19 protein-coding genes are annotated in these 18948 nt (G+C 63.4%); 6 read left to right on the top strand and 13 right to left on the bottom strand.

What is annotated here, in order from left to right:
- Positions 1–61: 61 nt before the first annotated feature.
- Together GDR53_RS11410 and GDR53_RS11405 are read right to left on the bottom strand one after the other, a co-directional pair.
- The gene (locus tag GDR53_RS11410; RefSeq protein WP_193334621.1) at positions 62–976 is read right to left on the bottom strand and encodes an ABC transporter permease; all 915 of its coding nucleotides are present in this window, start codon (positions 974–976) and stop codon (positions 62–64) included.
- Between the two features lie 76 nt (positions 977–1052).
- The gene (locus GDR53_RS11405) at positions 1053–2498 is read right to left on the bottom strand and encodes an ABC transporter substrate-binding protein (RefSeq protein ID WP_232846810.1); all 1446 of its coding nucleotides are present in this window, start codon (positions 2496–2498) and stop codon (positions 1053–1055) included.
- Between the two features lie 364 nt (positions 2499–2862).
- On the opposite strand from GDR53_RS11405, the gene GDR53_RS11400 reads away from it, so the two are divergent.
- The 4 genes from GDR53_RS11400 to GDR53_RS11385 are packed head-to-tail and all read left to right on the top strand — an operon-like array spanning position 2863 to position 7037.
- Positions 2863–4035: a sialidase family protein gene (locus GDR53_RS11400; protein ID WP_193334619.1), complete on the top strand. Its 1173-nt coding sequence runs from the start codon at positions 2863–2865 to the stop codon at positions 4033–4035.
- The gene (pdxA, locus tag GDR53_RS11395; protein ID WP_193334618.1) at positions 4032–4982 is read left to right on the top strand and encodes a 4-hydroxythreonine-4-phosphate dehydrogenase PdxA; all 951 of its coding nucleotides are present in this window, start codon (positions 4032–4034) and stop codon (positions 4980–4982) included. Before GDR53_RS11400 ends, pdxA begins: the two co-directional genes overlap by 4 nt.
- Positions 4979–5908, top strand: a complete 930-nt coding sequence (locus GDR53_RS11390) for a dihydrodipicolinate synthase family protein (RefSeq protein ID WP_193334617.1) — start codon at positions 4979–4981, stop codon at positions 5906–5908. The genes pdxA and GDR53_RS11390 overlap by 4 nt, the downstream gene beginning before the upstream one ends.
- A complete protein-coding gene (locus GDR53_RS11385; protein WP_232846607.1) occupies positions 5901–7037 on the top strand; it encodes an iron-containing alcohol dehydrogenase in 1137 nt (378 codons plus the stop codon). Before GDR53_RS11390 ends, GDR53_RS11385 begins: the two co-directional genes overlap by 8 nt.
- 80 nt (positions 7038–7117) lie before the next feature.
- Here the strand turns inward: GDR53_RS11385 and GDR53_RS11380 are convergent, their stop codons facing one another.
- The 3 genes from GDR53_RS11380 to ykgO all read right to left on the bottom strand — a co-directional run bounded on the left by GDR53_RS11380 (position 7118) and on the right by ykgO (position 8319).
- On the bottom strand, positions 7118–7426 hold the full coding sequence (locus tag GDR53_RS11380; RefSeq protein WP_193334616.1) for a TM2 domain-containing protein: 309 nt from the start codon (positions 7424–7426) through the stop codon (positions 7118–7120).
- 97 nt (positions 7427–7523) lie between these two features.
- Entirely contained in the window at positions 7524–7922 is a 399-nt protein-coding gene (locus tag GDR53_RS11375; RefSeq protein ID WP_193334615.1) for an SRPBCC family protein, read from the bottom strand.
- Positions 7923–8193: 271 nt separating this feature from the next.
- A complete protein-coding gene (ykgO, locus tag GDR53_RS11370) occupies positions 8194–8319 on the bottom strand; it encodes a type B 50S ribosomal protein L36 (protein WP_046105532.1) in 126 nt (41 codons plus the stop codon).
- 212 nt (positions 8320–8531) lie between these two features.
- On the opposite strand from ykgO, the gene GDR53_RS11365 reads away from it, so the two are divergent.
- On the top strand, positions 8532–9041 hold the full coding sequence (locus GDR53_RS11365; RefSeq protein WP_193334614.1) for a response regulator: 510 nt from the start codon (positions 8532–8534) through the stop codon (positions 9039–9041).
- Positions 9038–9535, top strand: a complete 498-nt coding sequence (locus GDR53_RS11360; RefSeq protein ID WP_232846606.1) for an HIT family protein — start codon at positions 9038–9040, stop codon at positions 9533–9535. The genes GDR53_RS11365 and GDR53_RS11360 overlap by 4 nt, the downstream gene beginning before the upstream one ends.
- On the opposite strand, the gene GDR53_RS11355 is transcribed toward GDR53_RS11360, so the two are convergent.
- The 8 genes from GDR53_RS11355 to GDR53_RS11320 form a co-directional block, all read right to left on the bottom strand.
- Positions 9532–10554 carry an ABC transporter ATP-binding protein gene (locus GDR53_RS11355; RefSeq protein ID WP_210321319.1) on the bottom strand — a complete coding sequence of 341 codons (1023 nt, stop codon included), beginning with the start codon at positions 10552–10554 and terminating at the stop codon, positions 9532–9534. The two genes, GDR53_RS11360 and GDR53_RS11355, sit on opposite strands and share 4 nt — an antisense overlap.
- Entirely contained in the window at positions 10551–11534 is a 984-nt protein-coding gene (locus tag GDR53_RS11350; RefSeq protein WP_193334613.1) for an ABC transporter ATP-binding protein, read from the bottom strand. Before GDR53_RS11350 ends, GDR53_RS11355 begins: the two co-directional genes overlap by 4 nt.
- A gap of 1 nt (position 11535) precedes the next feature.
- The gene (locus tag GDR53_RS11345) at positions 11536–12456 is read right to left on the bottom strand and encodes an ABC transporter permease (RefSeq protein WP_193334612.1); all 921 of its coding nucleotides are present in this window, start codon (positions 12454–12456) and stop codon (positions 11536–11538) included.
- Positions 12456–13379 (bottom strand): ABC transporter permease, encoded by a 924-nt coding sequence (locus GDR53_RS11340; RefSeq protein ID WP_193334611.1) that lies wholly within the window; start codon positions 13377–13379, stop codon positions 12456–12458. Before GDR53_RS11340 ends, GDR53_RS11345 begins: the two co-directional genes overlap by 1 nt.
- A 109-nt stretch (positions 13380–13488) precedes the next feature.
- A complete protein-coding gene (locus tag GDR53_RS11335) occupies positions 13489–15105 on the bottom strand; it encodes a peptide ABC transporter substrate-binding protein (protein WP_193334610.1) in 1617 nt (538 codons plus the stop codon).
- Positions 15106–15354: 249 nt separating this feature from the next.
- A complete protein-coding gene (locus GDR53_RS11330) occupies positions 15355–15519 on the bottom strand; it encodes a hypothetical protein (protein WP_193334609.1) in 165 nt (54 codons plus the stop codon).
- A complete protein-coding gene (locus tag GDR53_RS11325; protein ID WP_193334608.1) occupies positions 15516–16799 on the bottom strand; it encodes an acetyl-CoA C-acetyltransferase in 1284 nt (427 codons plus the stop codon). Before GDR53_RS11325 ends, GDR53_RS11330 begins: the two co-directional genes overlap by 4 nt.
- Before the next feature lie 36 nt (positions 16800–16835).
- Complete coding sequence (locus GDR53_RS11320; RefSeq protein ID WP_193334607.1) at positions 16836–18797, bottom strand: 3-hydroxyacyl-CoA dehydrogenase NAD-binding domain-containing protein; 1962 nt, start codon at positions 18795–18797, stop codon at positions 16836–16838.
- Between the last annotated feature and the right edge of the window lie 151 nt (positions 18798–18948).

Raw genomic sequence — 18948 nt, 5'->3', positions numbered from 1 at the left:
CGCTGCGTGGCGCATTGTGGTCTGGCTTGGCGAGCGACAAGTCGGTCATCTGCAGCGCTCCCTAGTGCCGGATTCGCGGATCGAGCAGCCCATAGGCGACGTCGATCAGCATGTTCATGATGAAGATGGCCACGGCCGTGACCATGATGGCGGCGAGCACGACGTTGAAGTCGCGCTGCAGGATGGAATCGATCATCAGCTTGCCGATGCCGGGAAAGCCGAAAATGGTTTCCACGATCACCGCGCCATTGAGCATGGCCGCCGCCTGGTCGCCGATCACGGTGATGACCGGCAGCATGGCATTGCGCAGCGTATGGATGAAGATGATGGGCAGGTTCTTGACGCCCTTGGCCCGGGCCGTCTTCACATAGGGGGCCGACAGCGCCGACAACATCGAGCCGCGCACCACCTGGACGATCAGCCCAAACGGCCGGATGAACAGCACCGCGATCGGCAGCACCCAGTGCAGCGGCGTGCCGACGCCCGAGGTCGGCAGCCAGCCCAGATTGATCGAGAACAGCACGATGGCGACAATGGCGATCCAGAAATCGGGTGCCGAGGCGCCGATCAGCGACACGATCGACACCATCCGGTCAAAAAAGCCGCCGACATTGAAGGCCGCCAGCGAGCCCAGCACCACGGCGGCAACCACCACCAGGCACAGCGTGATCAGCGCCAGCGGCAGGGTCCAGGCATAGGCCTCCATGACCACGTCGATTGCCGGCCGCGCCTTGCGCAGCGAGTCGCCGAAATCGAACTGCAGCAGGTCCAGCACATAGCGACCGAACTGCTCGATCAGCGGCGCGTCCAGCCCATGCAGGGCGCGGAACTGCGCCTTCATCGCCTCGCTGGCATCAATGGGCAGAAACAGCACGGCCGGATCGCCGGTGAGGCGCGACAGAAAGAATACCAGGACCATCAGGCCCAGCAGGGAGAGCACACTGGCGATGGCTCGCTGACCGATCAGTTTGATCATTGCTCTTCACCCGGTTTTTAAGGAAGCGGTGCCGGGCAAGAAGCCCGGCACCGTCGAGAGTGGATTAGGTCGGCGCCTACTTGAAGCCGATTTCCGACAGCTGCAACTGCTGGTTGGTGGCAATGGTCGGGGTGAAGTCGAGGCGCTCGCTGACGCGGCTGAGACCAACCATGTGGAATAGCAGGACATCGGCCACGATCTCGTCATGCACATAGGCAAACAGCTCGGACCAGAGCGCGGCACGCTCGTCGCCGGTCGCCGCCGACGCGCGGGCGATCAGGTCATCGACCTTGGGATCGTTGACGCCCGACTGGGTGCCCTCGCTGTCATACTTGAAGAACATCGAGAAGGCCGGGTCGCCACGGCTATTGTCATGCTGCGCCAGCACGAGACGGGTGCCTTCGCTCTCCGGATAGGGCTTGGAGTAATACTGCTCGTGCTCGGCCACTTCGACCATGCGCAGCGTTGCCGTGAAGCCGACTTCGTTGAACATCTGCACCAGGGCCTCGGCGACCTCGGTGACATTGGGGAAGTTCTCGGTACGGGCGACGACCTCGATGGGCAGGCTGGTATCGACGCCATCGGCCTGGGCTTCGGCGATCAGCTTCTTGGCCAGCTCGGGATCATAGGCCGGCACCGCCACGTCCGGGTTCCAGCCCAGCGTCGTCGGCGGCACCATGGCCACGGCCAGTTCGGTGCCGGTGGGCAGCACGGTGCCGATAAAGGCCTCGCGGTCGATGGCGGCATTCAGCGCCTGGCGAATGCGGATATCGCTGGTCGGGGCATCCTGGCCGTCGACACGCAGATAGACCGTTTCCGAATTGAGATAGCTGAAATCGGTAGCGGTATTGTCGGCGACTTCGGCCGTGATCTGCGGCGCGATATCGGCTTCGCCTGCGGCCACCATGCCGGCACGCACGGCCGGCTCGGAGCGGAACAGGTAGGTGGCCTTGCTCACCTCGGGCTGGGCACCCCAATAGTCTTCGCGACGGTCGAGCACGATCTGCTGGCCGGCGGTCCATTCGGTCATCACATAGGGGCCGGTGCCGATCGGATCGCGCACGAATTCCATCGGCGTTTCCGACGGCACGATGGTGACGAGACTCATCAGCAGCGGCAGGATCGGCTGCGCCGGCACCGCCGTGATGTCGATGGTGGTGTCATCAACGATATTGAAGCTGAGCGCGGTATCGGCAAAATAGCGGGCGCTCTCGCAGGTCAGCTGGTCGCTGAACACGCGGTCGAACGAGTGCTTGACATCGGCGGCGTCGAGCGTGGTGCCGTCCGAGAAGGTGACACCCGGATGCAGCTTGAACTGCCAGGTGCCATCGCCCTTGTCTTCCCAGCTATCGGCCAGGCGGGGCATCAGGCCCTTGTCGCCGCGCACGTCGAGTTCGGTCAGCGTCTCGCTGATATTCTGCAGAATGACGCGCCCGATATTGGAGCGGGTCGCCATGCAGGGCTCCACCAGGTCGAGCTCTTCGCTCAGCACTACGGTGATGGCGGTATTGTCCTGGGCCATTACTGGCCCGATGGACGTCGACGCCAGGAGTGCGCCGATCAGAATGTGTTTGATGGTCAAGTTCTTCCTCCCTTTGCAGCTTGTTCGGTGGCGTGAACGACGCTGCAGGGGCGTTCGCGCAATTCCTCCAGGCAGGCCTCGAACGGGCCCGGCCATGGCCTGCACTATCATGTTACAACCCATAGTTGTCAAACATAATTCAGCACCATCACCCGCAGCCCCGCTCAATATCAATCTAAGCAGCTGATAATAAACATTATAACGCCGCTTTAGATCGTCGCCGACGCTTGAAATGGCAAAATAATAACTTGACAACATTGGCATCACTGTAAAGTTTGGCACCACCAACAAGCGAGGGGGAAGCATGACTCCGCAAGAGATCGAAGCCCGCATGACCGGCCAGCTGGCTGCGGTGCCGGCCGGGCGTGTCGAGGCCTATCTGCCCTCCCCCATGGTGCAGAATCATGCCGCCTTCATCGAACTACTGGACGACGGCACCCTGGCCTGCCTGTGGTTCGGCGGCACGCTCGAGGGCAAGTCCGATATCTCTATCTATGCGTCCACCCTGGCGCCCGGCGCCGAGCGCTGGAGCCCGGCCATCCAGCTCAGCAACGATCCCGAACGGTCCGAGCAGAATCCGGTCCTGACCAAAAACGGACAGGGCGGCTGGCAGCTGTTCCACACCGCCCAGCCCTCCGGCAATCAGGACGAATGCCTGTTGCGCGTCCGCGACATCAGCGTCGATGGCGCGACGCTGACCGGCGCCGAACCGCGCCTTGTCGATCTGCCGCTCGGCACCTTCGTGCGCGGCCGTTTCGTGCGCCGCACCGATGGCGCCTGGATGATGCCGGTCTTCCGCTGCATCTCCCGCCCCGGCGAGCGCTGGAACGGCAGCCACGATACTGCAGGCGTCGCCGTCAGCCATGACGATGGCGCCACCTGGTCGCTGAGCGAAGTGCCCGGCTCCATCGGTTCGGTGCATATGACCATCGTGCCGCTCGATGGCGGGCACATGGTGGCCTACTATCGCCGCCGCCAGTCCGACTTCGTGCATCGCTCGGAGAGCCTTGATGGCGGCGTCACCTGGTCGGCGCCCCAGCCCACCGACGTGCCCAACAACAATTCCTCCATCAATGTCATCCGCCTCGCCGACGGGCGCCTGGCCATGGTCTGCAACCCGGCCTCCGCCGCGACCTCTGCCGATCGCCGTGTCTCGCTCTATGACGAGATCGAGGCCGGCGATGACCGGCCCGACGCATCGGGCGGCTGTGCCCCGGTCTGGGGCGTGCCCCGCGCGCCGCTTTCGCTCTGCATCTCCACCGATGGCGGCTTGAGCTTTCCACTGCGCCGCATCATCGACGACAGCTCCGGCAAATGCCTGTCGAACAATTCGGTCGACGGCCGCAACCAGGAACTATCCTATCCCTATCTGCTGGAAGGGCCGGACGGCGCGCTGCATGTCGCCTACACCTATTTCCGGCGGGCCATCAAATATGTCCGCCTCCCCCGGGGATGGATCGACGGAGAACACAGTTGAGCGACCTTATCGGCATCACCATGGGCGACCCGGCCGGCGTCGGCCCCGAGATCGCGGTCCGCGCCTTGGCGGATATGAGCCCCACCGACCGCGCTCGCGCCCGCATCTATGGCAACCGCGCCACCCTGGACCTGGCAGTTGCCGCCACCGGCGCCAACGTCGATCTCGATGGCATGGTGGAGGACCTGCCCATCGAAGGCGGGCCCCTGCCCTGGGGCAAGCTTGACCCGCGCGGCGGCGACGCCGCCTTCCGCTTCATCGAAAGGGCCGTCCGCGATGCCGAAGCCGGCCGCATCGGCTGCATCGTCACCGCCCCCATCAACAAGGAAGCGCTCAACCTGGCCGGCCATCACTATGATGGCCATACCGGCATGCTGACCGCGCTGACGGGACAGAAATCAGCCTTCATGCTGCTCGCTTCCGAGCGCCTCAAGGTCATCCACGTCTCGACCCATGTTTCGCTCAAGACCGCCATCGACCGGGCCACGCCCGAACGGATCCTCGCCACCATCCGCGCCGGCAATGATCACCTCAAGCGCATCGGCTATGCGGCACCCCGCATCGCCGTGGCCGGCATCAATCCCCATTGCGGCGAGAATGGCCTTTTCGGCAGCGAAGACGATGTCCAGGTCGTGCCGGCCGTGGCCATGGCCCGCGCCGAGGGCATCGACGTGCAGGGCCCCATCTCGGCCGATACGCTCTACTATCGCGCCTATAACGGCGCCTTCGACCTGGTCATCGCCCAGTATCACGACCAGGGCCACATCCCCATCAAACTCGTCGCCTTCGACACCGCCGTCAACGTCTCGCTCGGCCTGCCCATCGACCGCACTTCGGTCGATCACGGTACCGCCTTCGACATTGCCGGTTCCGGCAAGGCCAACCACACCAACATGAATGAAGCCATCGCCTATGCAAGGCGCCTGGTTGCAGGAAAAAAGCCATGAACCCCGCTGCCAGCCTGCCCATTCACGGCGTCTTCTGCGCCGCCGCCACCCCCGTGCTCGCCGATGGCACGCCCGACCACGCCGCCTTTGCCACCCATTGCCAGGCGCTGCTGCAGGAAGGCTGTGACGGCATCGCCATGCTCGGCACCACCGGCGAGGCCAATTCCTTTTCCATCGCCCACCGCCAGGCCCTGCTCGACCAGGTCATCGCCGCCGGCATCGATCCGCAGCGCCTGCTGCCCGGCACGTCCCAGACCAATGTTCCTGATACCGTGACCCTGGTGCGCCATGCCGTCGACGCCGGCGTCAAGGCAGCCGTCGTGCTGCCGCCGTTCTACTACAAGGGCGTCAGCGATGAGGGCCTGTTCCGCTTCTATGCCGAGGTGATCGAGGCGGTCGGCAGCAATGATCTGCGCGTGGTGCTCTACCACATCCCCCCCATCGCCCAGGTCGGGCTGTCGGTGGAACTGGTCGGCCGACTGCTCGAAGCCTTTCCCGGCATTGTCGTCGGCATCAAGGACAGTTCGGGCAAGCTCGACAGCATGCAGACCTTTGCCAGCAGCTTTGCCAATTTTCCGGTCCTGGCCGGGGCCGATCCCTTCATGCTGCCACTGCTGCGTTCCGGCGGCGCCGGCTGCATCACGTCGAGCTCCAACCTCATCGGGGCGCATCTGCGCGTCGTCTTCGACAACTTTTTTGATCCCGCGCAGGACGCCAGGGTGGACGCCGCCCAGGCGCGCATCAATGCCTGGCGCGACCTCTCCAACGCCTATGTCCAGCTGCCCACCATCAAGGCCATGCTGGCCCGCCGCCGCAACCATCCCGGCTGGACCCGCGTCCGCCCGCCGCTGGTTGAACTCGGCCAGGCCGAAATCGACAATGTCTGGGTCCAGATGGCCGCACTTGAGGCGCAGGAAAATGTCTGAGCCCACGCTGTCCATGGCCCGCCCCATCACCCTGCTGCAACCGGCGCGGCTCGAAATCGGCGCCGGCGCTGTCGCCCGCATTGCCCAATGGGCTGCCCCCTATAGCCGCGTCTTCGTCGTCGCCATGGCGCCCACTATGGGCTTTGTTGAGCGCATCGGCCTTTCCGGCACGGTCGAGACCTTCATCGACCTGCCGCCCGAGCCCGATCTGCCGGCCGTGGCTGCCGTGCTGGCCGCCGCCCGCGCCTTCCGCCCCGATCTGGTGATCGGCCTTGGTGGGGGATCGGTCATGGACGTGGCCAAGCTCATTGCCGTGCTGTGGGACAGCGAGCAATCGGTGATCGACATTGTCGGCTCCGGCAAGGTCAACGGCCGCCGCACCGCCCTGGCCCAGGTGCCCACCACCTCGGGCACCGGTTCTGAAGCCGGCATCCGCGCGCTGGTGACCAATCCCGATACCTTGGCCAAGCTGGCGGTCGAAAGCCCGTTCATGCTGGCCGACATCGCCGTGCTCGATCCGGAACTCACCTATTCGGTCCCCGCCGCCGTCACCGCCGCTACCGGTGTCGATGCCCTGGCCCATTGCGTCGAGGCCTTCACCAATATCAAGGCGCATCCGCTGATCGATGGCTATGCCAGCCAGGGCATTGCCCTGGTCGGGCGCTATCTTGCCCGCGCCGTGGCCGACGGCACCGATACCGAGGCGCGTTCCGGCATGATGCTGGCCTCCTATTACGGCGGCATCTGCCTGGGGCCGGTCAATACCGCCGGTGGCCATGCTTTGGCCTATCCGCTCGGCACGCGCCTCAAGCTGCCGCACGGCCTGGCCAATGCCATCATCTTTCCCCATGTCTTGGCCTTCAACGCCGAAGTCCGACCGGAAAAGACCGGCGCCGTCGCGAGCGCGCTGGGCCTCACCGGCACGGCCGACGTCGCCAGCATCCTGGCCGGCAGCCTCGCCTATTGCCAGGGCCTGGGCATCGACATGCAGCTATCCAGTCATGGCGCGCAGCAGGCCGATCTTTCCGCCTGGGCCGAGGAGGCCTTTGCCATCAAGCGCCTGATCGACAACAACCCCCGCCCGCTGGGCATTGCCGATATTCTCTCGATCTACCAGGCAGCGTTCTGACCAAGTCACCTGATGCCGGGACAGCTGTCCCCGCATCAAGGTGACTGGGCTATGCTGTGCTCGGGCGCCCGTTCACGCGGTCAGTACCGGCGGCCAAATACCCGGTCGGCAATGCGGCTGTTGCGGCCTGCGGCCATGCCGGGGATCAGCAGCGCGTCGATCAGCCACCACAGGCCGACCACGAACCACAAAAAGCTCAGCACGCCGAACGAGACCAGCGTTAGCAGCAGGGTCACCGCCGACAGGGCCAGCATGATGACGCCGCTGAGCGGCCGGCCCAGATAGAAGCGATGCGCCCCCACATAGCCCAGGAAGAACCACAGCACATAGGCAACGACGAGCGACTTCTTCTCGATGTCATATTGGGCCGAAACGCGGTCTGTGGTCATTGCAGGGTCTCCATTCCCAGCCAAGATGGGATGGTTCGCCCCCGTTTCAAGACCGGACCCGCGGCAAGGCACGATCACCCCGGCCGCATCACCGATTTCAGCGCTCCATCAGTGTCTTGAGCACCAGCAGGTCGGCCTGCATCCATTCTGCCTCGGAATCGAAGGCCGCGTCCGACACCAGCGGCTGCTGGACCGAGGTATGCACCAGCACGCAGCCATTGCCATTACGGATCAGCCGCACGCTTGACGACTGCCACACATGCACCCCCGACTGCAGCGAATAGTCCAGCACATGATAGGGATTGGGCGGGCTGAACCGCACCAGCACATGCCCGTCCGCGCCGACATAGGACCAGACGAGCGGGCCTTCTGCCGGTTCGGCCCGCCCCTCACCCAGCAAGGTCCAGCGCGCCAGATTGGCCGGGTTGGTCAGAAAGCCATAAACATCGTCGACGGACCGATTGATAAGGACAGTCAGCGTCCGGGTCTTCAGCATGGTCCAACCTCGCGAAAAACGCTGGAAGACAGCACATAAAAAAACGGCCATCTGCGGCCGGGGACAACACAAGCTATTGATAAAATTGTATTTATTGGCAGTGGAGTGGTGTGAACGGTGGCAAGCAAAAAGCCCTTAGCACCACAGGCGGGGCGAGGTGAAGCACGGCCGCATGTCATCCCTAACGCTCTGCTAGCGGACTGGCTGGCCCCAAACGCAACAAGGCCCGCTTGCGCGGGCCTTGTCAGTCAAGTCGATATCAGGCGAAAGCTCAGCCTTGGCGGGCCTTGAAGCGCTTGTCTACCTTGTTGATGATGTAAACCCGGCCGCGACGGCGGACGAGCTTGTTCGCGCGGTGGCGAGTCATCAGCGCCTTCAGCGAGTTGCGGATCTTCATCAGATGATTCCTTGGTCAAACAAAAGGGGCGCCTTGGCGCCCGGAAACTTGCCGGCATACATAGGGAAAATGCCCCCCCCTGTCAACGCGGCTTGGCCGGTGTTTTCATGCAAATGTCGTCAAGCCATCGGCATGCATCCGCTTAGCCTATTAACGCCTCATAGGCAAAGCCGCGCTAAGCTGGCCCCCAAACTTTCTGACGGGACGCCGACATGGCCAATGAGGAAATCACCAAGCGCGGCGTGCTCGTCGCCGATCCTTCCGCCTATATGGCCGGCCTGGTCACCACCATGCTGCGTGGCCTGGGTCGCAAGGACATCCGTGAGGTCAATGACGCCAGCAAGGCCATGATCGAACTGATGCGCCGCAGCTTTGACGTGGTCATCATCAATGACGTGCTCGGCGGCATGGATGGCGTGGCCTTTACCAGAAAGCTGCGCGCCCATGCCGAATGCCCCAACCGGCTGGTGCCCATCATCATGATCAGCGCCGCCCCCGATGCCGAGCGCATTGCCGCCGCCCGCGACGCCGGCGTCACCGAATTCCTGCGCAAGCCCTTTGCCGCCAATCACCTGCAGACCCGCCTCGACAGCATCGAGGCCAATCCGCGCAGCTTCATCGAGGCTCCCCAGTTCAAGGGCCCCGACCGCCGCCGCAAGACCGTCGATGTCGGCGCCAATGACCGTCGCAGCGAGGCCGATCCGGACCAGCCCGCCACGTGAGCCGTCAACCGTTTGACCTGGCTGGCCATGTCGAGCGCAGCCGCAATGGCCCCTGCTTCATCTGCGAGATGATTGCCGGCAATCCGGACTATGCGCACCACGTCATCGCCCGGGACGGTGACAGCATCGCCTTTCTGAGCAAGTTCCCCACCCAGCCCGGCTATGCCCTGGTCTGCCCCACCGCCCATGTCGAGGATCTGGCCGAGGATATCTCCCCGGCGCAGTATCTGGCGCTGCACGCCGTGGTCCACCGCCTGGCGCGGGCGCTCAAGCAGGTCTTTGACGCCGAGCGCATCTATGTGCTCTCGCTGGGCAGCCAGCAGGGTAACAGCCATCTGCACTGGCACGTCGTGCCCCTGCCCCGCGGCGTGCCCTATGAGCGCCAGCAATATCACGCCCTGATGGCCGAGCACGGCGTGCTCGAATTCACCGAGACGGAAATGGCAGCAACCGCCGCGATGATCGCGGCGGCCTATGCGGCGCTGGAGGTCTAGCCGGCGATCACCGCCTCTTTGGGCACTTCGATTTCGCGCCAACGATGGCACGCCACCAGCCGGTCACCTTCGATCCGCTCCAATGGCGGACGCGTTTCGGCGCAATAGGGCATGGCAAACCGGCAGCGCGTCCGGAAGGTACAGCCCGATGGCGGATTGATCGGCGAGGGAATTTCCCCCTTCAACGCGTCGATATTGCGCTGCCGCGCCAGTTTCGGGTCGGGGATCGGCACGGCCGTCAGCAGCGCCCGTGTATAGGGGTGCTTGGGATCGTGGTAGATTTCGTCACCCTCGGCCAGTTCGACGATGCGCCCCAGATAGAGCACGAGGATACGGTCCGACACATGCCGCACCACGCTCAGATTATGGCTGATGAAGATCAGCGTCAGCCCGAACTCGTCCTTGAGGTCAGCTAGGAGGTTGAGGATCTGCGCCTGGATCGAGACGTCCAGCGCCGATACCGGCTCGTCGCAGACGATGAGCTTGGGCTCGGTGATCAGCGCCCGGGCAATGCCGATGCGCTGCGCCTGCCCGCCGGAAAATTCATGCGGGTAGCGGTTGATCATTTCGGGCAGCAGCCCGACCGATTCCATGGTCTTGAGCACGCGGGCCCGGCGCTCGGTCTTGTTGAGCTCCGGCCGCAGCGTGCGCAGTGGATCGGCAATGATCTCGCCCACCGTCATGCGCGGATTGAGCGAGGCCAGCGGATCCTGGAAGATGATCTGCAGGTCCTGCCGCCGCATCCGCATTTCCTCGGCCGGCAGTCGGGTCAGATCCTGACCCAGCCACAGCACCTGGCCCTCGTCGGGCGCCAGCAGCTGCAGGATGCAGCGGCCCAAAGTGGACTTGCCACAGCCGCTTTCCCCCACAATGCCCAGCGTCTCGCCCTGGCGGATGGAAAAGTTGATGTCTTCCAGCGCCGTCAGCGTCAGCGGTCGGCTGAACAGGCCGCCAGAGATGGAAAAGGTCTTCTTGAGATTGCGGATTTCGAGCAAGTCGATGGGAGCCTGGTTCATCATGCGACCTCGCCATAGGCCATCGGGCCTTCATAGAAACACGCTTTTTCGCGGCCATTACCGGCATCGGTCAGCGGCGGCCGCTCGACGAGGCACCGGTCAAAGGCAAAGGCGCAGCGCGGGTTGAACGAACAGCCCTTGGGCAGGTGTTCGAAACTCGGCGGCAGACCCTGGATCGGGTCCAGCCGCGCCGCGCGCTTGGCGATATGGGGCGTCGAATGCAGCAGCCCCAGCGTATAGGGATGGCGCGGATCGTAGAACAGGTCGTCGACCCCGCCCGTTTCCACCGCCCGTCCGCCATACATCACCATCATCCGGTCGGCGACGCCGGCCACCACGCCCAGATCATGCGTGATCAGCACCAGCGCGGTGCCGAAATCCTCGGTCAGCGACTTGAACAGGTCCAGCATCTGCGCCTGCACCGTCACGTCGAGCGCCGTGGTGGGCTCGTCCGCGATCAGAATCTTGGGCTGGCACAGCAGCGCCATGGCGATCATCACCCGCTGCCGCATGCCGCCGCTGAGCTCATGCGGATAGGCATTGGCCCGCTTGACCGGTTCGGGAATGCCCACCCGCTCCAGCATCTCGATCGAGGTCTTGACCGCATCGGACTGGTTGAAGCCGCGATGCTTGACCAGCACTTCGGCCAGCTGCGTCTTGACCCGCAGCGTCGGGTTCAGCGAGGTCATCGGATCCTGGAAGATCATGGCGATGTCCTTGCCGCGATAGGCATCGAGCTGCTTGGGCGCCATGCCGATCAGGTTGATGTCGCCCATCATGGCGCGGCCACCGGCGCGGCCATTGCGGGCCAACAGGCCCATAATGGCGAGGAATGCCTGGCTCTTGCCAGAACCCGATTCGCCCACCACGGCCAGGGTTTCCCCCGCCGACAGCGTGAAGTTCATCTCCCGCACCGCCTGCACCTCGCTCTGGTGCAGATCGAACGTGACCGACATGTCTTCGACTTTGAGGACTTGTTTCATATTAGCGATCCTTGGGGTCCAGTGCGTCACGCAGCCCGTCCCCGATATAGGTCAGGCACAGCAGCAGACTGACCAGCACCACGGCCGGTCCGATCAGCATCCAGGGCAGCGTCTCGGCCACTGGCGCACCAAAGCTGATCAGCGTGCCCAATGACGTCTGCGGCTCCTGCACGCCCAGACCCAGATAGGAGAGGAAGCTCTCGGTGAGGATGATTTCAGGTACCGTCAGCGTGGCATAGATCACCACGGGACCGGTCAGGTTGGGCACGATATGTCGCATGATGATGGTCCAGGGCTTGGCCCCGCCGGCCTTTGCTGCCTCGATGAACTCGCGTTCCTTGATCGACAGTGTCTGCCCGCGCACGATGCGCGCCATGGTCAGCCATTCCAGGCACCCGATACCCACGAACAGCAGCACCGGATTGCGCCCGAAGATCACCACGAGGATGATGACGAACAGGATATAGGGCAGCGCATACATGATATCGACAAAGCGCATCATCACCGCATCGACCTTGCCGCCGAAATAGCCGGCGACGGCGCCATAGACCACCCCGATGATCACCGAGACCAGCGTGGCAACGCCCGCCACGATCAGGCTCATCTGCGTGCCCTGCATGATGCGGGCCAGCATGTCACGGCCGTTCTGGTCGGTGCCGGCAAAATGGCCGGCCTCGAAATTGGGCGGCTTGCGGATATTGGTCCAGTCGATTTCGCCATAGGTCCAGGGCAGCAGATAGGGACCTGCAAAGGCGAACAGCACGATGGCGATAACCACGAACACCGAGACGACGGCCGCCGTATTGCGCACCAGGCGCCGCACGGCATCCTGGGTCAGCGAGCGCCCCTTGGGGGCGTCGAGGGTTTCGAGCCGCTGCGCATATTCGGTGAGCAGCGCGTCCTTGCCAGTAAAGCCGACCATCAGTTGTACCTCACCTTGGGGTCGAGCCAGGCATAGAGGACGTCGACCAGCAGGTTCACCGCCAGGATGATGAACATGTACAAAATGGTCGTTCCCAGCACGAGGCCATAGTCACGATTGAGCGCGGCGCTGATGAAATATTTGCCGATACCGGGCAGGGCGAACACCTGCTCCACCACCAGCGAACCGGTCAGCAGATAGCTCAGGCCAGGCCCCAGATAAGAGACAACCGGCAGCAGCGCCGGCTTGATGGCATGCCGCGCCAGGATCAGCCTTTGGCCGAGCCCCTTGGAGCGCGCCGTGCGCACGTAATTGGTGCCCAGCACCTCGATCATCGAGCCGCGCATCAGCCGCGCCGTGCGCCCGGCATGGGGCAGCACCAGCACGGTAATAGGCAGCACCAGATGGGCGATCGAGCCATTCTGCCAGCCGCCCGCCGGGAACCAGTCCAGATAGACCCCGAATACCAGCTGCAGCACCGCGGCCATCAGGAAATTGGGAATGACCAACCCGATCATCACCAGCATGACCAGCACATAATCGGGCCACTTGTTCTGGTTGACGGCGCTGAGCGCGCCAGCCACCAGCCCGATGGCGGTGCCGATGATGAAGGCCGAAAAGCCCAGCATCAGGGTGAAGGGCAGGCCGATCCACAGCATCTGGGCGACGGTAAAGTCGTTATAGACCATGGACGGGCCGAAATCGCCCTGCAGCAGCCGGCCGACATAGATGAAATATTGCTGGATCAGCGGCAGGTCCAGATTGTAGTGGGCGCGCAGATTGGCCAGCGTCGTCGGCGGCAGCGCGCGTTCCCCGTCAAACGGACCGCCAGGCGCCAGCCGCAGAATGAAGAAACAGGCTGTAACGGCAATCAGTGCTATCGGGATGGCCGACAGCACGCGCCGCGTTACATATCCAAACATGGATTAGGGACCTTTCACATCCACCGCGCCTTGATCGTCAGGCGTCATCGGGTGGATAAAAATAGCGGCGTCGCTCCGGTAAAGAGCGGCGCCGCCGGGTTCTACAAGCTTACTCGGCCTTGGTCAGCCAGCGCGTGCGATGGATGTCGGACGCATTGCTGACAAAACCGGTCACCGACGGGGCAACCACGTTCTGGGCAATGTACCAGTAGATCGGGATCGCGCCGGTTTCATCCATGGCGATCTTTTCGGCCTGGGCGAGCAGAGCAGCGCGCGCCACCAGATCCTGCTCGGTCGTGGCCTGGTCCATCAGGGCATCGAACTCGTCGTTCGAATAGCGGCCGTAATTGTTGCCCCAGTTCATCGTGCCTTCCTGCTCGATGCCCTGACGCAGCAGGTCAAGCGTGTTGGACGGATCGGAATAATCGAGCAGCCAGCCGGCACGGCCAACCTCGAAGTCGCCGGCACGCAGGGCATCGTAATGCACCGCGGTCTCGGAGTTGAACAGTTCGGTCTTGACGCCGATCTGTTCCCACATCGAGCTGATCGCCACGGCGATGCGCTGGTGGTTGTCATTGGTATTGTACTTGAGCTGGACGGGCAGTGGCGATTCCGCCGTATAGCCCAGGCCTTCCATGATCGCCTTGGCTTCCGCCACGCGCGCACCATAATCAAGCCCGATCCATTCGGGCTGGTAGGGCTCGACGCCTTCATAATTGGCGGTACCGTCAGGCACCCAGCCATAGGCCGGCAGTTCGCCCGTGCCCAGCACGTCCGGACCGATCACGTCGCGATTGATCGCCATCGACAGCGCCTTGCGCACTTCCGGATTGTCGAAGGGCGCCTTTTCCTGGTTGATCACGTAGTAGTAGATGCCCAGGAACGGGGCGAAATAGTCCTGGCCAGGCAGATTGGTCTTGATCCACTCGGCCTGGTCCGATGGAATGTCGACCAGGATGTCATATTCGCCGGCGCGATAGCGCGACAGGGCGGCGGCCAGGTCGTCCTGCACGAAGTAGTTTACTTCGTCGATCTGGACATTGGCGGCATCCCAGTAGGTCTCGGACTTGACCGACTTGATATAGCTGCCCGGCACCCATTCGGTGGGGGTATAGGCGCCATTCGAAACGATGTTCTCGACCTTGGTCCAGTCATTGCCCACTTCGTCGATCACATGCTTTGGCACGGGATAGGCGGTATAGTGGGTCAGCGCCTGCAGGAAGAACGGCGTCGGGCCTTCAAGGGTGATCTCGACGGTCTTGTCGTCGATTGCCTTGACGCCGAGTTCGTTGAAATCGGTCACGGTGCCTTCGGCGATTTCCGAGCCATTGAGGATCGGGAACTGCAGATAGGCATAATCAGAAGCCGTCGCCGGGTTGAACAGGCGCTGGAAGGCGAAGACGAAATCTTCTGCCGTCACGGGCTCGCCATCGCTCCACTGGATGCCGTCACGCAGCTTGAATGTGTAGACCAGGCCGTCATCGGAGACGGTGAAGCTCTCGGCCTGGCCGGGAATGGCCTCGGCATTGGCATCTTCCGTCATCAGGCCTTCAATATAATCGCCGATGATGCGGTTTTCCCAATCGCCCGACGCCTGGTGCGGGTCGATCGAGCCGGGCTCAGAGCCGTTCATCATATTGAGCGTCACGGCCGAAGCAGCCGTGCTCATCATCAGCGCCATGACGCTGGCGGTCGCTACCGCTGTGAGGGTTTGAGTGATTTTCATGCTCGTCCCATCTCCTTGTGGAATCCTGAAAAGTCTTATTCCCGCGATCGAAATGCCGCGGATTACCGTACTCTGTGGCCGGGAACACCGTCCCCCCCGCCAAGATTGATGGACGCTATTACGCAAATCCGTCCACTGACAAGCAAAAGATTGACGTAAACGGCATGCCTTTTGCACTTTCTTCACTGCGCAAAGCGATGTCGGCACGCAAAATCTTTGCGCAGAATTTAACAATGACAGAAATTTAGGCTAGCCGCCCAGCAAACCGGCATTCTGCGCCGCATAGATGACCAGCGCCAGCACGATCAATCCGGCAAAGGGCACCCAGCCGGGCATCGGCCCGCGCGGCTTCTTCACCGGTGGTTCAGGCTTTTTCTTTTCCGGCTGCCGGAATCTGACGACATTGTCGCTCATGCTGCACTCTCCACCAGCGCCGTTACCCCCTGCCCGCCCGCGGTGCATACCGAGATCAGCGCTCTCTTGCCCGGTTCAGCCGACAATAGCTTGGCCGTCAGCCCCAGGATACGGGCACCCGTCGCGGCGAAGGGGTGCCCATAGGCCAGGCTGGATCCCTTGACGTTGATCTTGGCTGGGTCGATCGGCCCCAGCGGCACATCCCGACCCAGCACGTTCCGGCAATAATCGGCATCTTCCCAGGCCTTGAGCGTCGACAGCACCTGCGCCGCAAAGGCCTCATGCAGCTCGAAATAGTCGATATCGGCAAAGCCCAGCCCGGCCCGCGCCAAGAGCTCGCTCACCGCGATGGTGGGCGCCATCAGCAGGCCCTCGCCATGAGCAAAGTCATTGCCCGCCACCCGGCCCATGGTCAAATAGGCCAGGATCGGCAGACCGCGCTCTTTTGCCCAGTCTTCGCTGGCCAGCAGCACCGCCGAGGCGCCATCGGTCAGCGGCGTCGAATTGCCCGCCGTCAGCGTGCCCAGGCCACTCGCCTTGTCGAAGGCGGGCTTCAGCGTCGCCATCTTCTCGACATTGGCGTCGGCGCGCACATTGTTGTCGCGCACCAGTCCCGCACAGGGCACCAGCAGGTCGTCGTGAAAACCCTCGTCATAGGCCTTGGCGGCGTTGACATGGCTGGCCACCGCCAGCGCATCCTGTGCCTGCCGGGTAATGCCCCATTCCCGCGCCATCAGTTCGCAATGCTGGCCCATCGACATACCCGTGCGCGGCTCGTTCACCGATGGCGCCACTGGTGTCAGCTCGCCAAAGGAAAAGCCCTTGAACGCCTTGAACTTCTCGCCCGTCGAGCGCGCCTTGTTCACATTGAGCAGCCGGTGCTGGAATTTGTCGCCAAAGACGATCGGGCTGTCGCTCACCGTGTCCGAGCCGGCGGCAATGCCGCTGTCGATCTCGCCACTGGCAATCTTGGCCCCGAGCATCAAAGCGGCCTGCAGGCTCGTGCCGCAGGCGATCTGCATGGTCGTGCCGGGCGTGCGCGGCGACAGGCCGGCATCAAGGCTTGCCTCGCGGGCAATGTTGAAATCGCGGCTATGGGCGATCACCGACCCGGCCACCACCTCGTCGATCTTGACCCCCTTGAGGCCGAACTTGTCGACGAGCCCGGTCAGTACCGTGCCCAGCATGGACAGGTTGGTTTCCTCGGCATAGGCGGTATTGCCCCGCGCAAACGGAATGCGCGCCGACCCGACAATGGCCACTCTGCGAAGTTCAGTCATGTTGTTGGTCTCCGCCAATCTTAAATGCAGTGCCCATCAGGCCTTGCCATCCTGGCGTGCCTGCAACGGCCCGCCCAGGAACGGCGCAAAGCCGGTGCCCATGATCACGCCGATATCCGCCAGCCCGGCATTGGCCACCACGCCTTCGGCCAGCACCACCTCGGTCATGTCGACCAAAGGCTTGACCAGTTCGCGGCCCAGCCCGGCCAGATCGGCATGCGCCGGGACGTCGCCCTTGACCGCCTTGCCGTCGACCCACTTGTAAAAGCCCTCGCCGCTCTTGCGACCCAGCTTGCCGGCCTTGACCAGTGTGTCGAAATTGCTGCCCTCGGCGACGGCATGCCCCAGTTCGGTCGCCACCGACTTGCCGACATCGAGCCCCACCGTATCCATCAGCTCGATCGGCCCCATCGGCATGCCGAAGGCCACCGCGGCAGCGTCGAGCAATTCCTTGCTTTCGCCGCGTTCCACCCGCTCCACCGCGCCCAGCATATAGGGCATCAGCACCCGGTTCACGAGAAAGCCGGGCGCCGACTTGACCACGACCGGGCTCTTGCCGATGGCCAGCGCAAAGGCCGCGCCCTTGCCGATTTCCGCATCGGTATTGAAGCTCGAGCGGATCACCTCGACCAGCGGCAGCTGCGCTACCGGATTGAAGAAGTGCAGCCCGATCAGCCGCGCCGGATCCTTGAGCTTTTCGGCAATGCGTTCGAGCTCGATGGAACTGGTATTGGTGGCCAGGATCGCGCCGGGCTTGAGCCGGTCTTCCAGCCCGCCGAAAATGGCCTGCTTGACCTCAAGCTTTTCCACCACCGCCTCGATGATCACATCGGCGCGCGAAACGCCCTTGCCGGTCGGATCGGCCTCGAGCCGCAGCACGGCCGCATCGACCTCGTGCTTTTTCTTCAGCCGCTTTTTGAACAGTTTCTTGCCGCGATCCAGCGCCGGCTGGATGCGGGCCATGTCGAGGTCCTGCAGCGTCACGCTCATCCCGCGCAACGCGCACCAGGCGGCAATATCGCCGCCCATCACCCCGGCGCCGATCACATGCACCCGGGCGAACTTGACGCCCTTGGCGCCCTGCTTCTTGAGGGCCTCCGAGGCAAAGAACACCCGGCGCAGGTTTTTCGCCGTAGCGCTGCCCATCAGCGGCACGAAGCGCTCGATCTCACCATGGCTCATGGCCTGCCAGTTATTGCCATGCGCCTCGAACAGGTCGATCAGCGCATAGGGCGCTGGATAATGTTCCTTGCGCGCCTTCTTGCCCGCCTCGGCCCGCATCTTGTTGGCGACATAGCCGCGCAGCGGTCCCATCGCCATCACCTTTTTGACAAAGCCCGCTTCGCTGGATTTGCGGTTCTGCAACACGGCCTTGCGCGCTTCCCAGCGCAGATTGTCGCGATGCCGCACCAGCTTGTCGACCAGGTTCAACCCCCGCGCCGCTCCCGCCTTGAGCATGCGGCCGGTCAGCATGATGCCCATGGCATCGACCGGCCCGGCCTGGCGGATCGAGCGCCCGGTGCCACCAAAGCCGGGAAAGATCCCCAGATTGACCTCGGGAAAGCCGATCCGCGTCTTGTCGTTATTGACCGCCACGCGATAGTGGCAGGCCAGCGCCAGTTCGAGCCCACCGCCCAGGCAGAAGCCGTGGATGCCGGCCACCACCGGGATTTTCAGCGCCTCGATCCGGCTCAGCAGCGCATGCGTGCGCTGCAGCGCTCCCGGCAGAACGGTGAAATCGCTCATCGCGTCGAATTCGCTGATATCGGCGCCGGCGATGAAGCCGCTCTCCTTGCCGCTGAGCAGGATCACGCCCACCAGCTCGCCGCTCTGTGCCAGTTCCTCGAACCGCCCGACCAGCGCCTCGAGCTCCTCGATCGCCAACCGGCTAAGCGTATTGACCGGCGAACCGGGCGTGTCGATGGTCAGCCAACCCAGCTTTTCAACGTCAAGGCTGAAGTGCCAGTTCGTCGTCTGCGGCATCTGCGGCTGGATCATTATGTCTCCTCGAATTCCGGGCATTGCGCCAGTCTCGCCCATCCACCGGGCGAGCTCCCTCCCCCTTGTGGGGAGGGTTAGGGGTGGGGGCGTCACGCGCTCAAGGCCCGCCAAGCCCCCACCTTTGATCCCTCCCCACGAGGGGGAGGGA

This window comes from Devosia beringensis, assembly GCF_014926585.1.
GTDB lineage: Bacteria > Pseudomonadota > Alphaproteobacteria > Rhizobiales > Devosiaceae > Devosia > Devosia beringensis.
The sequence above is the reverse complement of the archived record's forward strand: the minus strand, read 5'-3'. Positions and strand labels throughout refer to the sequence as shown.